We start from the raw sequence: 16,425 nt of genomic DNA on the forward strand, positions 1-16,425 counted from the left end.
TCTTCTAAACAAACAATCTGTGTGAACACTTACGAGCACTTCGTAAGGAGGTGATCCAACCGCAGGTTCCCCTACGGTTACCTTGTTACGACTTCACCCCAGTCATGAACCACACCGTGGTAAACGCCCTCCCGAAGGTTAAGCTATCTACTTCTGGTGCAACCCACTCCCATGGTGTGACGGGCGGTGTGTACAAGGCCCGGGAACGTATTCACCGTGACATTCTGATTCACGATTACTAGCGATTCCGACTTCATGGAGTCGAGTTGCAGACTCCAATCCGGACTTAGACGTATTTTATGAGGTCCGCTTACTCTCGCGAGGTCGCCTCCCTTTGTATACGCCATTGTAGCACGTGTGTAGCCCTGGTCGTAAGGGCCATGATGACTTGACGTCGTCCCCACCTTCCTCCGCTTTATCAACGGCAGTCTCCTTTGAGTTCCCGACCGAATCGATGGCAACAAAGGATAAGGGTTGCGCTCGTTGCGGGACTTAACCCAACATTTCACAACACGAGCTGACGACAGCCATGCAGCACCTGTCTCACAGTTCCCGAAGGCACTCTCATATCTCTACAAGATTCTGTGGATGTCAAGACCAGGTAAGGTTCTTCGCGTTGCATCGAATTAAACCACATGCTCCACCGCTTGTGCGGGCCCCCGTCAATTCATTTGAGTTTTAACCTTGCGGCCGTACTCCCCAGGCGGTCGATTTATCGCGTTAGCTTCGGAGCCCATCACTCTAGGCAACAAACTCCAAATCGACATCGTTTACAGCGTGGACTACCAGGGTATCTAATCCTGTTTGCTCCCCACGCTTTCGCATCTCAGCGTCAGTATCTGTCCAGAAGGCCGCCTTCGCCACCGGTATTCCTCCACATCTCTACGCATTTCACCGCTACACGTGGAATTCTACCTTCCTCTACAATACTCCAGATAACCAGTTTTAAATGCAATTCCTAGGTTGAGCCCAGGGATTTCACACCTAACTTAATTATCCGCCTACATGCCCTTTACGCCCAGTCATTCCGATTAACGCTCGCACCCTCCGTATTACCGCGGCTGCTGGCACGGAGTTAGCCGGTGCTTCTTCTGTAACTAACGTCAATTCTAGGCACTTTTCATACCCAAAACTTCCTCACTACCGAAAGTACTTTACAACCCGAAGGCCTTCTTCATACACGCGGCATGGCTGCATCAGGGTTCCCCCCATTGTGCAATATTCCCCACTGCTGCCTCCCGTAGGAGTCTGGACCGTGTCTCAGTTCCAGTGTGGCTGGTCATCCTCTCAGACCAGCTAGAGATCGTCGCCTTGGTAAGCCTTTACCCTACCAACTAGCTAATCCCATATGGGTTCATCAAATGGCGTACGTCCTCGCGGAACCGTACTTTGGTTTCTCAACTTTATGCGGTATTAGCAGTCGTTTCCAACTGTTGTCCCCCACCATTCGGCAGATCCCCATACATTACTCACCCGTCCGCCACTCGTCATCAAGTGCAAGCACTCATGTTACCGTTCGACTTGCATGTGTTAAGCCTGCCGCCAGCGTTCAATCTGAGCCATGATCAAACTCTTCAATTTAAAGTTTGATGCTCGATAACTTTCTCTGACATATTCAAATAAATCTTCAGTGTCACTTATCAAGACTTAATTTTTTTAGTCCGTAGACTTTAATCTTTCGTCTCGCAAGTGCCCACACAGATTGTCTGTTTCTTCTTTTTAAAGAGCTAACAGCTTATCTCCCTCATCAACCTTTCGTTGATTTAGTTCGCTGTCTTAAGGGTTGCGTATGTTACTCACTTCACTTGTGAACGTCAACCCCTATTTTAGAATTTTTTATTTTTTTGTATTGAGTGACTACTTTTTACACAAATTTATGCGTTATAGGATTATCTTTAGTTGTTTTGTCACATCAATTGCTTTATTAATGGCCTCTTTAACTGTCGATGCTCTAGCTAATGCAACACCCATTCTTCGTGTTCCTTTTACTTCTGGTTTACCAAACAAACGTAAATCAGTTTGCGGTTTGTTTAATGCTTTATCAATATTAGCAAAAATTATTTGTTTGGAATTACCTTCTATTAATAAGACAGATGATGCACAAGCACCATATTGTTCTATAATTGGAATTGGCAATCCTAATATTGCTCTAGCATGTAATGCAAACTCAGATAAGTTTTGTGAAATTAATGTCACCATACCGGTATCATGGGGGCGAGGTGATACTTCACTAAACCATACTTGCTCCCCTTTAACAAATAATTCAACACCAAATACTCCTCGCCCACCTAATGCTTCTGTTATTTTAGTTGCAATATTTTTCGCTTTTTTCAATGCTTTTTCAGGCATCTGCTGAGGTTGCCAAGATTCTCGATAATCACCTTTTTCTTGACGATGGCCAATTGGTTCACAAAATGAAACTCCGTTAATATGCCTAACCGTCAGTAAAGTAATCTCGTAATCAAAATCAACAAAACCTTCTATGATTACTTTACCCCCACCAGAGCGCCCTCCCTCTTGAGCATATATCCATGAAGATTTAATATCTGCTTCACTACGCAATAAAGATTGACCTTTACCCGAAGAGCTCATAACTGGCTTAACCAAACATGGAAAACCTATCTCTTTTACCATTTGTTCATATTCAAATTCGTTTTCGGCGAAACGATAAGGTGAAGTGGGTAGTTTTAATTCTTCTGCAGCAAGACGACGAATCCCCTCACGATTCATTGTTAATTGCGTTGCTTTTGCTGTTGGAATAACAGTAAATCCTTCTTTTTCCAACTCAACTAGTGTAGATGTGGCAATAGCTTCAATTTCTGGAACAATATAATCGGGATTTTCCATTTCAATGATTTTTTTTAGAGCATCCCCATCAAGCATATTAACAGTATGATACCGATGAGCTACTTGCATTGCTGGCGCATTAGCATAGCGATCAACTGCAATAACTTCACAGCCAAAACGTTGTAATTCAATCGCCACTTCTTTAGCTAGTTCTCCTGCACCACAAAGTAATACTTTAGTTGCAGTCGGTGATAAAGGAGTACCTAATTTAGCCATAATTTCCTCATACACAGTTAATCGTTATATCTCAAAAAATAAAAAATCGGGAAAATTATCCCGATTTTTTTAATCAATATTAAGCTTGATAAGGATCACGTAAAATCATGGTTTCATTGCGATCCGGACCTGTTGAAATAATATCAATTGGTGTTTCGGTTAACTCTTCAATTCTTTTGATATAAGCTTTTGCTGCTTGTGGCAGTGCATCATAGCTTTTAATACCAAAAGTTGATTCACTCCAACCTGGCATAATTTCATAAACAGGTTTAACTAAGCCCCACTCTTCAGCAGCAGCTGGAGCATTTTTAATGACATCACCATTTGGTAATTGGTATCCGACACAAATTTTTACTTCTTTAAGCCCATCTAACACATCAAGTTTAGTTAAACAAAATCCTGAAACAGAATTAAGTTGTACCGCTTTACGCACAGCAACTGTATCAAGCCATCCAGTGCGACGACGACGACCAGTTGTTGCACCAAATTCATTACCTTGTTTGCAAAGATATTCACCAACTTCATCAAATAGCTCGGTAGGGAAAGGGCCTGCACCAACTCGTGTAGAGTAAGCTTTAACAATACCTAACACATAGCCAACATAACGCGGACCAAAACCAGATCCCGTTGCCACACCACCAGCAGTAGTATTAGAAGAAGTTACAAAAGGATAAGTACCATGATCGATATCAAGTAATGTGCCTTGTGCACCTTCGAACATAATTCTTTCGCCTTTTCTTCGTGCATCTTCTAAAAGCGCAGGAATATCGGCAATCATAGCAACTAAAATATCAGCTATAGCTAATGTAGCATCTAAAACTTTTTGATAATCTACAGCTTCGGTTTTATAATAATTGACTAATTGGAAATTATGATATTCCATCACATCTTTTAGTTTTTCAGAAAAAGCTTGACGATCACGTAAATCACCAACTCGAAGTCCACGGCGAGCAACTTTATCCTCATAAGCAGGACCAATACCACGCCCTGTTGTTCCAATAGCTTTATTGCCACGAGCTTTTTCTCGAGCTTGATCTAATGCAATATGGTAAGGCAAAATTAGAGGACATGATTCAGAGATAAGGAGTCTTTCCCTAACAGGAATACCACTATTTTCTAACTCTTTCATCTCTTTCATCAAAGCATCAGGACAAAGCACTACACCATTAGCAATAATGCTAATAACATCATTACGTAAAATTCCTGATGGAATTAAATGTAATACTGTTTTTTCACCATTAATAACTAATGTATGGCCTGCATTATGCCCACCTTGATAACGAACAACATACTTTGCTTTTTCTGTGAGTAAATCAACAACTTTACCTTTGCCTTCATCACCCCATTGTGTACCTAACACAACAACATTATTACTCATAGATTATCTACTCACTCACTTAATTATTAGATTTTAATTTCATATACTGCAAAAACTTACTGTCAGAGCTAATAACCATGACATCATTACCAGTAAAGCTTTGTTCATAAGCTTTCAAACTACGGATAAAACTAAAAAATTCTACATCGTTGCTAAAGGCATCAGCATAAATTTTAGCCGCATTAGCATCTCCTTCACCACGAATAGCTTGAGATTGTCGTTCAGCTTCAGATAATATTTTTGCTACTTCTAGTGTAGCTTCTGCCTGTATTTCATTCGCTCTCTTAGCATCTTGAGAATATTGATTATCTTTCATTTTATCATAAATAAATTTAGACTCATCTCGAGGAAAATCAATTTTCTTTATACGAATATCAACAACTTCAATACCAAAAGATTTCATGCTTATTTTATTACTTTCAAAATCTTTTTTAGCCTCATTGGTAATATTTTCTACTGATTTATTTTCAACAGTTTCCTGAATAGGACTATTTAAAGTATTTTTGATGGTCGTCAAGATAGAATTATGAGAATCATTAAGAATATCAATAGTATTTAGTTTGCTAATTTCAGATTTTAAACAACTAGTTAATCGAGCGAACAATAAATTTTCAATGTTATTATTTCTTGTAATTGCTTCGTAGTATCGATTAAAATCAACAACTCTCCATTGCACAAAATAATTAACAACTAAATCTTTATTTTCACGAGTTATGAATTTTTGATCCTGATCTATATTATTTGAATTATTAATAGTTTGAATTTTAGCATCTATAATTTTGACCTTATCCATTCCTGGAATTCTAAAATGTAATCCAGGATCAGATAATTTTATAATTTTATTAAATCGTAAAATAACACCACGAGTTCCTTCTTCGACAACATAGGCACTAGAAAAAAACATACCAACTAAAATCAATATTATAGGAATTAATAATTTGCGCATATTCATCTCCTTACTTTCTCATAAATCGCGGAGTCCGCGCAGTATTGCCAACATTGGATTTATTGGTACTGTCTTTAGTCTCTTTAGATAATTCCTGTGTTGCCTGAGACTGATCTTTTACTACTTCAGAAGAATTCGGCATATCTTTACTATTTGAGTTTGATAAAGAGCCCGACTTATAATTTTCTTCATTTTTATTTTTTAATAGCTGTTCTACTGGTAAAACCATTAAACTCCCACTTTTATCATTAACTATAATTTTGCTGGTTTTAGCTAATATTCTTTCCATTGTTTCAATATATAAATATTCTTTTGTAAGTTCTGGCGCTACTTTATATTGTGGTAAGATTTTTTCAAAACGAGCAACATCACCAGCCGCTTCAAGCTCCACTTTTACTTTATATGCATTTGCATTAGCTAGGGTAATAGCAGATTGAGCTTTTGCTTCTTCAATTTGTTTGTTCTTATTACTTGTAGCGTTATCTATTTTTTGTTTTTTATCTTCTTGAGCTTTCATAACATCATTAAAAGCTTCTTGTACAGCTTTAGAAGAGCTAACTGATTGGAAACTAATATCTACTATACTAATTCCCATATTATAATTACTGATAATATTAGTTAATTCATCTTTTATACGATTTACTAACACTGAACTGCCATTAGTAAAAACATCATTCATTCCAGATTGATCAAATTCAGTACGCAAAGCACTATCTGCTGCTTGTTGTAGACTATCTTTAACATTAGTGACATTAAATAAATATTTAATAGGATCGCTGATACTATATTCTACCTTCATTTCAACAAAGCCTAAATCATCACCAGTTGTTATCATAAAACCATCTAGATTAAAATTGCGCGTGCTTTGTGTATCAACTTTATACACTTTGTCAATTAAAGGTAGATTCCAATTTAATCCAGGTTGAATAATTTCGGGTTGAACTTTACCAAAACGAGTAATTACTCCACGTTCATTTTGATTGATAGTGTAAAAACCACTCATTCCCCAAATTATAACTAGTAAAACAACTACAAATAGAATAATTTTAGTGGTATCCATCGGTAATTTAATTCCCGATCCACCTCTATTATTGCCAAAACTACTTTTTTTAAAGAATTCTTTAACTTTATCAAATAAACCATTAAACGAATTATTAGTTGGTTTTTTGTTATTATTACCCCATGGATCATTATCTTGTCCGTTGTTACCGGGCTGATTCCACGCCATATTTATATGCTCCATTTAACAATTAGTTGCTATTTTGCTTATTGATTAAGTATAACAGATCTGGCTCTTGTTTACAGAGACGATTCCATTCAATTAAAGGTATTCTCACATCTAAATGAAAACTACCATCATCATTAATAAATTCATGCTCTACCGCATTTAGCTGATAAAAACGGCTTCTAAGCCTTGCTAAATAAGATGGTAAGCTCAATTGACAAACTTGAATTTGTTTAGAAAGTCTTTCTTTTAATGCAATAAATAAAAGATCTAATCCTAAACTATTTTGCGCTGAAATCCAAACTCGAATTGGCATACCATGTTCATCTCGATCAATAGTTGATTGCTTACCTTCTATTAAATCAATTTTATTCATAACAAGTAATGTAGGAATTTCATGAGCATTAATTTCAAGCAGCACTTCATCAACAGCATGCATATTATCCAATAAATTAGGATCTGCTGCATCAATGACATGTAGTAACAATGTTGCTTCTTGTGTTTCAAGTAATGTTGCTTTAAAAGCCGCAATAAGATCATGAGGTAAATGACGAATAAAGCCTACAGTATCAGCTAAAACAACTTCACCTACATCATCAACAATAATTCGACGAAGTGTTGGATCGAGTGTAGCAAATAACTGATTAGCAGCATATACATCAGCATTTGTTAATGCATTAAATAATGTTGATTTACCTGCATTCGTGTAGCCAACAAAAGAGACTGTTGATAGATCTGCTTTATTTCGTGATTGACGATTTTGATTTCGCTGTTTTTCAACTTTAGCAAGTCTTGATAAAATTAATTGAATCCGTTGACGAATCAACCTTCTATCAGTTTCTAATTGAGTTTCACCTGGACCACGTAAACCTATCCCACCTTTTTGACGTTCTAAATGCGTCCAACCTCGAACTAAACGAGTCGAAAGATGTTGTAACTGTGCTAACTCAACTTGTAATTTACCCTCATGTGTCCTAGCTCTTTGGGCAAAGATATCAAGAATTAATCCTGTTCTATCAACAACACGACATTTGCACAATTGCTCTAGATTACGTTCTTGGGAGGGAGTTAAAGTGTGATTTACTAAAATAACAGAAGCATCGAGTTGTTTAACTTTTTCAGCTAGTTCTTGCGCTTTACCTTCACCAATAAAATATTTGCTCTGAGGCGCTTTTTTTGAGGTTGTAACAATATCGAGAATATCTATTTGAGCAGAAGAAACCAAAACCTCAAACTCTTTAAGATCCTCGATATCGCTTTCTTGAGGGAAGAATACATGAACTAATAAGGCAGTTTCACCGCCTTTATATCTCTCAAACAATCAGATTCTCCACCAAAATATCAACTTTCACCTTCCTCTTCAGATTGAGATAACAATCCAGAAATAGGCCTAGATGGTACAACTGTTGAGATGGCATGTTTATATACCATTTGGCTTACTGTATTTTTTAACAAAATAACAAACTGATCGAAAGACTCTATTTGACCTTGTAATTTAATACCATTAACTAAATAAATAGATACTGGAATATGCTCGCGACGAAGCAAATTTAAATAAGGATCTTGTAATGACTGCCCTTTTGACATAAGTTTATCCTTTTAAAAATAATTAAATGAATATAAAATAAAATGATTATAAGTAATTAATGTATTTTGGCATCCCATTTTTAAATACATTATTAGTATCCACCAAAATAACATAAAAAGCACGTCTCTTGAACCAATCAACCAAAATTTATGCACAAATAACTAAATTTTTACTACTATTTATAAATATTTATAAAAACGACTTTCTATAAAATTTTCTGGAAGATTAATTCTATATTATCATTATTTAGCCATGTTATAGGTTGCTTCCAACCACGAAGCCATGTTATTTGTCTTTTAGCTAATTGCCGTGTAGCACAAATACCTTTAAAAACCATTTCATCATAACTTATATCGCCATTTAAATATTCCCACATTTGACGATATCCAACACAACGCATAGAAGGCAAATTTAAATGCAAATCAGCCCTCTGCCTGAGCGCTTTAACTTCATTTTCAAATCCAGTATCGAGCATTTGTAAAAAACGCTGCTCAATGCGTTCATGTAATTGTGACCTATCTTGTGGCATAATAGCAAATTGCATAATATCATATGGTAATGCTTTACCACTTTCTCGTGTAAGTTCTGTTAAGCTTTTACCTGAAATTAAATAAACTTCTAAAGCTCTATTAAGCCGCTGAGGATCGTTAGGATGAATTCGTTCAGCTGAAATTGGATCAACTTTTTTTAATTCTTCATGAATCGCTTTCCACCCTAATTTATTAGCTTTTTCCTCTATTTGCTCACGAATTTCACTATTGGCAGCAGGGAGCGGTGAAAGCCCTTCAATTAAAGCTTTAAAATAGAGCATTGTACCGCCTACTAATAGAGGAACTCGCCCCTTCTCCAATGATTTTTCAATTTCAATCAATGCATCCTGTCGGAAATTTGCAGCTGAATAACTTTCTGCTGGATCACAAATATCAATCAATTTATGTGGATACTTTTGTTGCTCTTCTTTAGTCGGTTTTGCAGTACCAATGTCCATACCACGATAAATTAGAGCTGAATCGACGCTAATAATATCAATAGGATAACGATCATAAAGCGCCATAGCAAATGCCGTTTTACCAGATGCTGTTGGCCCCATTAACGAAATAATTTTTGGTTTATTCATGATAAATCGATTGAGTTAAAGATTGCATGTCAATTGGGTATAAAAATGAATCTTGTTGTAACAGATTAATATCCACTTGTTCTAATTGAGCTAGTAACTGAATGGCTTTTACTACACTCCAGTTCATCGTAACACTATCATAATACTGATTAGCTAACCAAGCCGCTATTTGCGTTGGATCTAAAACTTCATTTTTTGAATCAGAAATAAAAGCAATTAAAGCCGGCAATAATTGTTGCCAATTGATAGTACGCAACATTTTAGGAACATTTTGCAAATACAGCTTCGCTTTATCAATATAAAAATCAAAACCTAAAAAATTTAGTTGTGGCTGATAAGAAGAAAGGACTTTCTGCTCCTTATTATTAATTAAAATTGTTAATGGGATAAGCAATTTTTCAGAATCTTGTGACAATAACTTAATAGCAACGAATTTTTGTTGAGCAATAGGCAACTTCATCAACATTAATTTTTGTTGATTATCTTCATTTTTTTCAAGCAATGCAATATCAGGTTGAATAATAGTTAACACCCGTCCAAATGTCACTAATAACGAATTATCAAGCTGCTGTTGTAATGATTGCAATGGTAAATTTTGTTTAGGAAATAATGATTCAATAACCGCTTTTTGTGGTTCAGTTATTTCATTTTCTTCTACCGATAAAAATGGCTTTTCTGGCTCAAGTTGTACAATATTTTGAGAAGAAGATTCAACGCTAATTAACTGACCATACAACGCATTTTCTTTAGCATAATTACTAGTTTTTTTAGGTAATTGGTTACTAGCTTGATAAGGCTTAGAAATCGTCTGTTTATTAAAGATATTTTCTCCAGCTGCTTGCCGATTAGGTGTTATTGTTACTTTTTCATCTGTTACAGATAAATCCGATTCAAGAGCCATAACTATAGCTTGATAAACGAAATCATGAACCAATCTTGCCTCATGAAAACGGACTTCATGTTTAGCAGGGTGAACATTAACATCAACTTGTTTTGGATCTATTTGTAAAAACACCACATAACTTTGTTGTTCATTCGCATGTCTTATATAGGCTTGTCGCAATGCATGATTAAGTAATTTATCTTTGATAACTCGACCATTAACATAAAAATATTGCAAATTACTAACTTCACTACTTGTTACCCAACCTTGAATGAACAAATCATCATGTTGCCAATCTAATTTGACTGCTTTTTGCATAAATACTCGCCCACATACCAATTCTACCCTTTTTTCAAGGGTAGATGAACGGTACTGCTTAACAAGTTTACTATTATGCTGCAAATTAAAAGTAACATCAGGACGTGCTAGCGCAATACGCCGAACGAATTCCTCAATATGCATAAATTCAGTTTTTTCTGTTTTTAAAAAACGGCGTCTTGCAGGCGTATTGTAAAACAAATCAAGTACTTCAACAGTCGAGCCAACAGGATGTGCAGCAGGTTTAATCACCGGTTCCATATCTCGCCCTTCAGCATAAACTTGCCAAGCTTCAGTTTGTTCTGCTGTGCGTGAAGTTAATGTCAATCTTGCAACTGAACTTATACTCGCCAGCGCCTCACCACGAAATCCAAGACTAATAATAGAATCTAAATCATCTAACTTGCTGATTTTACTTGTCGCATGACGAGCAAGCGCCAGTGCTAATTCATCTTTAGCAATACCGCAACCATTATCTCTAATACGAATTAATTTACAGCCACCTTGCTCAAGATCAATATCAATTTGAGTACTTCCCGCATCAAGGCTATTTTCAACCAACTCTTTAATGACTGATGCTGGTCGTTCTACCACCTCACCAGCAGCAATTTGATTTGCTAATTGAGGAGAAAGAATATGAATTACCATTAATGCTGTTCTCCAAATTTTGGATTTTGTTTAACGTAATTTTTTATACCTTGATAGATAGCTTTAGCAATCTTATCTTGATGAGTATTACTACTTAGTAAGCGTTCTTCACCTTCGTTAGAGATAAAACCAACTTCAACTAAAATCGATGGAATATCTGGTGAACGTAATACCCCTAAGCTTGCATGTTCTGGAGCAGATTTATGTAGCTTTGTTATCCCTTTCATTTCTTTTAATACTTGTTTTGCTAACTCATATCCCACTCGTTGAGAATAAGAAAATTGCAGATCTAATACGGCTTGACTTAAATGAGGATCATGATCATCGCTAAGCGCATCACCTGCCCCACCAAGTAACTGTGACTGTTTTTCATCTTGTTCAAGCCAACGACCAAGTTCTGTGTCCGCTCGCTTAGTTGACAATACCCAGATCGAAGCACCAGTTGCATTCCGATTTGGTGCAGCATCGGCGTGAACTGAAACTAACAAATTAGCTTTATTTTTTCTAGCGATTTCAGAGCGTTGTGAAACAGAAATAAAATTATCACTACTACGGGTTAACACCCCTTTAAAATTAGGATCTTTATTTAATAAATTGGTAAGTTTTTTAGCAATAGAAAGCGTAACTGTTTTTTCATATAACTTATTTTTCCCTATTGCGCCGGAATCTTTACCACCATGCCCTGCATCAACGGCAATCACAACTTTAGCTGCATAGGCAGAACTACAAAGCAGTAATAAGATAAAAAAAGTGAATAGTTTTTTCATTGTCTTTATATTGTTTATTTCAATTATGATAGATTAATAATCTCGCTGCCTTTTTCGCTTATTGCCTGAACGCAAGCAGTACGTTCAAGCGCCAAATAAGTCAAATGAATTTCAAGATCCGCGCTTGGCAAGATCCCATTTGCTTGCTGTGGCCACTCAATCAAACAAATTGATCGCGAAGAAAAATATTCACGAATCCCCATATACTCTAATTCTTCTGGATCGCAAAGCCGATATAAATCAAAATGGTAAACTGAAAAATCATCAAATTGATAGGGTTCAACTAATGTATAAGTTGGACTTTTTACGTTACCTACATGACCTAATTGTTGCAAAAAACCACGACTAAAAGTTGTTTTACCTGCACCAAGATCGCCAATTAAATAGATAACAATTGTATCATCATGCTTGGACAAATAGTTTAAACATAGTTTGGCAAGTTTACTACCAAACAAAATCGTTTGTTGCTCATTGCTTAAAATAACTGGTTTCATGATGAATTCTTTGCTCAATAAATAGTTCTTATTATATACTAATAACATCAAAGATGTACTAACCAAAATGAGCTTGATTTTGTAAAAAAGTTTCAGGTAACTATACGTTTCAGTATAAAAAGTGAAAATAATGCTACATACTATATCAACAGCAAACCAATCAGCCATAAATCCACAATTAATATCAGCTCAAGATGTTGTATTGTTCTGGCAAAATGGCGTTATTCTGGCTATACAAAATAATCCATTATTAAATAATATTATAAAAAAAACTAAACACTGTTACGTCATCAACAGCGATATAGAAGCCCGAGGAATAAGCAAAATTATTGATTCAAGGCTTAAAATTATCAATATGCAACAAGTTGTTGAACTTACAACTAACCATTTTCCACAAATAAACTGGGAATGACCATAGGGCATAATGCTAAAACTACCCAGTTTTAAAAAGCATGAATCATGCAAATTTGCAAAACCTAAAACCTAAGTTTAATATAAATCTCAATTGTACTCAGCTCGTATTCAAATTTATGGCTAATTTATTAACGCTATCGGAAATCAATAATTATTTAAAAAATGGTGAAGTGATTGCTTACCCTACCGAGGCTGTTTTCGGTCTAGGGTGTGATCCAGATTGTGAATCAGCCGTATTAAAACTGTTACAACTAAAACAGCGTTCAGTAGATAAAGGCTTAATTTTAATTGCCAGCCATTACCAACAACTGATCCCTTATATAGATGAATTAGCTATTACTAATGAACAAAAACAGTTAGCACTTACTAGCTGGCCAGGTCCTGTTACTTGGGTTTTTCCTAAAAATACAAAAACACCTTATTTTTTGACTGGTAAATTCGACACCATAGCAGTACGAGTCACCAATCACCCCTTAGTTTGTAAACTATGCGATCTTTATGGCAAACCAATAGTTTCAACCAGTGCTAATTTATCGAATTATCCACCTTGTAAAACAGCAAGTGATGTCGTTAGCCAATTTGGTGAAAATTTTCCAATATTACAAGGACAAACAGGTAATAGATTACAGCCATCTCAAATCAGAAATATTCAAACAGGTAACATTATTCGACAAGGATAGATATATGCAAAATTTATATATTGGCGTAATGTCGGGAACCAGCATGGATGGAATTGATATTGCTATAATTAATATTACCGCAAAAAATGTCACATCAATAGCTAGTAGTTGCTACCCAATGCCCACCAACTTAAAACAGCAACTATTAACATTATGTGAAACAAAGCAAACCACATTACAAAATTTGGGTGAATTAGATCATCAACTTGGTGAATTATTTGCCGATAGTATTAATCAATTTTTAAAAGACAATAAAATTGATAAACAACAAATAAAAGCAATTGGTTGCCACGGACAAACTATTTACCATGCACCAAACGGTAAAAATCCATTCACCTTACAAATTGCCGATGCCAATATTATCGCAGCAAAAACAAGCATAACCACCATAGCTGATTTTCGTCGAAAAGATATGGCTTATGGAGGGCAAGGAGCACCACTAGTCCCCGCTTTTCATAAAGCGGTGCTACAAGATCCACAAATTAATCGTGTAGTATTGAATATAGGAGGAATTAGTAACATTTCAGTATTAATTCCTAACCATACTGTTATTGGTTACGATACAGGTCCAGGAAACGTACTGCTTGATTGCTGGATAAATCAAAACCTAAGTAAAAGCTATGATAAAAATGGACTGTGGGCAAAAACAGGAAAAGTTAATCAAGACTTATTGAATAAATTATTTGATGAAGATTATTTCAAAATACCAGCACCTAAAAGTACAGGTAGAGAGTTATTTAATTTACCATGGTTACATAAAAAATTAATAGGGACGGATTTTAAAGCAGAAGATATTCAAGCAACGCTCGTTGAATTAACCTCTTTATCAATTGCAAATGAAATCAAAAAATTATCTATATTAAAAAAATTACCTTGCGAACTTTTAGTCTGTGGCGGAGGTGCTAAAAATCCACTTATTATGCAAAGATTATCAGCATTATTACCATCATGGTCAGTATTAACAACCGATACAAAAGGTATAAATGGAGACGATATGGAGGCAATAGCCTTTGCTTGGCTTGCTTATTGCCGAATCAACAATATTCCATCAAATATTCCTGAAGTAACTGGCGCAAGCCAAGCTGTGTGTTTGGGGGTTATTTATCAATAAACTAAAAAATATATAAATATCGATCAAATCAACCCAAATTTTTGTAACGCTTTAGCAATACCATCATTATTATTAGTATCTGTAACAAACTCGGCTTTTGCTTTTAATTCATCAACTGCATTACCCATAGCAATAGGATGATCAACGGTTAGGAACATTTCAAAATCATTCATACCATCACCAAATGCATAAGTAGACACATCAGTGAACCCTTTATTTTTTAATAACTGAGTAATACCATAACCTTTAGAGCCACCATGATTAAAAACATCAACACAGTAAGGGGTATTACGAATAAAGGTTAGTTCAGGAAAAACATCTCGATAAAGATCTTCTCCAGATTCACAAAGTAATAAAAGCATCTGGATAGGTGATTTTAAATAAACCTGATCATCAACAGGAGGAACTGGTTGCTTAAGGTAATGATAAAACTTCTCGGCTGGTTGACTATACTCAGATATACACATCATTTCATCATTATAAAAAGATAAAGGAATATTCGTTTTTTGCTTAGAATACTGATGTATTCTCATTATCACATCTTTATCAATATTATTAGTAAAAACCTTTTCGCCTTTGTATAAAACTACTTGCCCATTCATACCAATAATTGAATCAATTTGAGTCTTTTGCATTAAATCAGCAACTTCACAAGGTGTTCGACCAGTTGCTATCACTGGAATAATATTATTATGTTTTAATTTTTTTATAGCATTAAGGGAACTGGACAATACATCAATTTGACTATTAAACAATGTCCCATCTAAATCAAAAAAAACAATAGCTTCAGGTTTATGACTCATATTACAAATCCAAAATATTTTTAATAAAAGGAATAGTTAGCTTTCGTTGTTGTGCTAACGTTGCTACTTCAAACTTTTCTAATAAAGAAAATAATGTACGCATATCGCGATTAACACGTTTTAATAAAAATAACCCAACATCTGTTGATAGTTCAAATCCACTTAATTGCGCTCTCAATTGCAAAGCTTTAAGCTTGTCATCATCGCTAAGTTCTTTTAATTGATAAACCTGCCCCCAAGATAATCTAGAAACTAAATCAGGCAATATAAAAGAAATTTGTTTAGGTGGAGCATTTGCAGTTATCAATAATTTACTCACATTTTTTTCTGTCAAACGATTAAATAAATCGAAAATAGCCTCTTCCCAATCCCTATGACCTGCTATTGCATCAATATCATCTAAACAGACTAAATCATAATTTTCTAATCCCTGTAAAATTTCAGGTACCAAATGGTAATGCTGTTTTAATGGAATATAACTAGCTAATTTATTTTGGCTTGACGCATGTAAAAGGTGAGTTCGGCCTGCAACGCTAGCCGCCCATATATAAAAGACATTAAACCCCTCTTTATCTAACAAGGTTTGCAATGAATCAAACAACAACCGATTATTACCTACATAAAAACTATCAAAAGTTTCATTATTAGATAATGGAAAAGGCAAAGGTAACTGTGAAAGAGTAATAAAGTAACCTCACAATACAAATAAAATCATATTAAGTATAAATTTGCTTTTATAAAAATCAATCACTTTTATAGAAAAGAAAAACATCATACTTTCTAAATCACTCAATATGTATTTTAAGTAACACAAATATAAATTAATTTATCTATTAATAAAAAAATAAAACTAACCAAGTTATCCAACTATACAAAAAGAATAATGTTGAACTTTATAAAATCATTTTATGTAAATAATAAGATCATAAAAAAGAATAGATCACTCAGATGAGTATAAAATAAAGACAGTAAAAGCTAAAAATTTAAGCA

14 protein-coding genes, 1 rRNA gene and 1 pseudogene are annotated in these 16,425 nt (G+C 35.1%); 3 read left to right on the top strand and 13 right to left on the bottom strand.

What is annotated here, in order from left to right:
- Nucleotides 1-43: 43 nt before the first annotated feature.
- From A9G35_RS07510 to tsaE, 11 genes and pseudogenes are all read right to left on the bottom strand, one after another.
- Nucleotides 44-1,581, bottom strand: a 16S ribosomal RNA gene (locus tag A9G35_RS07510).
- A gap of 300 nt (nucleotides 1,582-1,881) precedes the next feature.
- Entirely contained in the window at nucleotides 1,882-3,063 is a 1,182-nt protein-coding gene (purT, locus tag A9G35_RS07515; RefSeq protein WP_065636332.1) for a formate-dependent phosphoribosylglycinamide formyltransferase, read from the bottom strand.
- A gap of 79 nt (nucleotides 3,064-3,142) precedes the next feature.
- On the bottom strand, nucleotides 3,143-4,441 hold the full coding sequence (locus tag A9G35_RS07520; RefSeq protein WP_065636333.1) for an adenylosuccinate synthase: 1,299 nt from the start codon (nucleotides 4,439-4,441) through the stop codon (nucleotides 3,143-3,145).
- A 19-nt stretch (nucleotides 4,442-4,460) separates the two neighbouring features.
- A complete protein-coding gene (gene hflC, locus A9G35_RS07525) occupies nucleotides 4,461-5,387 on the bottom strand; it encodes a protease modulator HflC (RefSeq protein WP_065636334.1) in 927 nt (308 codons plus the stop codon).
- Nucleotides 5,388-5,397: 10 nt separating this feature from the next.
- Nucleotides 5,398-6,630, bottom strand: coding sequence for an FtsH protease activity modulator HflK (gene hflK, locus A9G35_RS07530; protein WP_081300164.1), 1,233 nt, complete (start codon nucleotides 6,628-6,630; stop codon nucleotides 5,398-5,400).
- A gap of 7 nt (nucleotides 6,631-6,637) precedes the next feature.
- Entirely contained in the window at nucleotides 6,638-7,933 is a 1,296-nt protein-coding gene (gene hflX, locus A9G35_RS07535; protein ID WP_065636336.1) for a ribosome rescue GTPase HflX, read from the bottom strand.
- 20 nt (nucleotides 7,934-7,953) lie between these two features.
- Nucleotides 7,954-8,199: an RNA chaperone Hfq gene (hfq, locus tag A9G35_RS07540; RefSeq protein ID WP_065636337.1), complete on the bottom strand. Its 246-nt coding sequence runs from the start codon at nucleotides 8,197-8,199 to the stop codon at nucleotides 7,954-7,956.
- Nucleotides 8,200-8,405: 206 nt separating this feature from the next.
- Entirely contained in the window at nucleotides 8,406-9,317 is a 912-nt protein-coding gene (miaA, locus tag A9G35_RS07545) for a tRNA (adenosine(37)-N6)-dimethylallyltransferase MiaA (protein ID WP_065636338.1), read from the bottom strand.
- Nucleotides 9,310-11,166, bottom strand: coding sequence for a DNA mismatch repair endonuclease MutL (mutL, locus tag A9G35_RS07550; RefSeq protein WP_065636339.1), 1,857 nt, complete (start codon nucleotides 11,164-11,166; stop codon nucleotides 9,310-9,312). The genes miaA and mutL overlap by 8 nt, the downstream gene beginning before the upstream one ends.
- A 20-nt stretch (nucleotides 11,167-11,186) precedes the next feature.
- Nucleotides 11,187-11,891, bottom strand: a pseudogene (locus A9G35_RS07555) (N-acetylmuramoyl-L-alanine amidase); the annotation flags it as partial.
- 65 nt (nucleotides 11,892-11,956) lie between these two features.
- Complete coding sequence (gene tsaE, locus A9G35_RS07560; RefSeq protein ID WP_065636379.1) at nucleotides 11,957-12,430, bottom strand: tRNA (adenosine(37)-N6)-threonylcarbamoyltransferase complex ATPase subunit type 1 TsaE; 474 nt, start codon at nucleotides 12,428-12,430, stop codon at nucleotides 11,957-11,959.
- Nucleotides 12,431-12,557: 127 nt separating this feature from the next.
- Here tsaE and tusB point away from each other — a divergent pair, with 127 nt between their 5' ends.
- From tusB to A9G35_RS07575, 3 genes are all read left to right on the top strand, one after another.
- Nucleotides 12,558-12,839, top strand: coding sequence for a sulfurtransferase complex subunit TusB (gene tusB / locus A9G35_RS07565; RefSeq protein WP_065636341.1), 282 nt, complete (start codon nucleotides 12,558-12,560; stop codon nucleotides 12,837-12,839).
- Nucleotides 12,840-12,957: 118 nt separating this feature from the next.
- Nucleotides 12,958-13,521 (top strand): Sua5/YciO/YrdC/YwlC family protein, encoded by a 564-nt coding sequence (locus A9G35_RS07570; protein WP_065636380.1) that lies wholly within the window; start codon nucleotides 12,958-12,960, stop codon nucleotides 13,519-13,521.
- A gap of 4 nt (nucleotides 13,522-13,525) precedes the next feature.
- Entirely contained in the window at nucleotides 13,526-14,632 is a 1,107-nt protein-coding gene (locus A9G35_RS07575) for an anhydro-N-acetylmuramic acid kinase (RefSeq protein ID WP_065636342.1), read from the top strand.
- 23 nt (nucleotides 14,633-14,655) lie between these two features.
- Here A9G35_RS07575 and A9G35_RS07580 read toward each other — a convergent pair whose 3' ends face one another.
- Both A9G35_RS07580 and hda read right to left on the bottom strand, forming a co-directional pair.
- The gene (locus A9G35_RS07580; RefSeq protein WP_065636343.1) at nucleotides 14,656-15,435 is read right to left on the bottom strand and encodes a Cof-type HAD-IIB family hydrolase; all 780 of its coding nucleotides are present in this window, start codon (nucleotides 15,433-15,435) and stop codon (nucleotides 14,656-14,658) included.
- A 1-nt stretch (nucleotide 15,436) separates the two neighbouring features.
- On the bottom strand, nucleotides 15,437-16,120 hold the full coding sequence (gene hda, locus A9G35_RS07585; RefSeq protein ID WP_081300165.1) for a DnaA inactivator Hda: 684 nt from the start codon (nucleotides 16,118-16,120) through the stop codon (nucleotides 15,437-15,439).
- Between the last annotated feature and the right edge of the window lie 305 nt (nucleotides 16,121-16,425).

This window comes from Gilliamella sp. Choc5-1, assembly GCF_001690595.1.
GTDB classification, from domain to species: Bacteria; Pseudomonadota; Gammaproteobacteria; order Enterobacterales; family Orbaceae; genus Gilliamella; species Gilliamella apicola_M.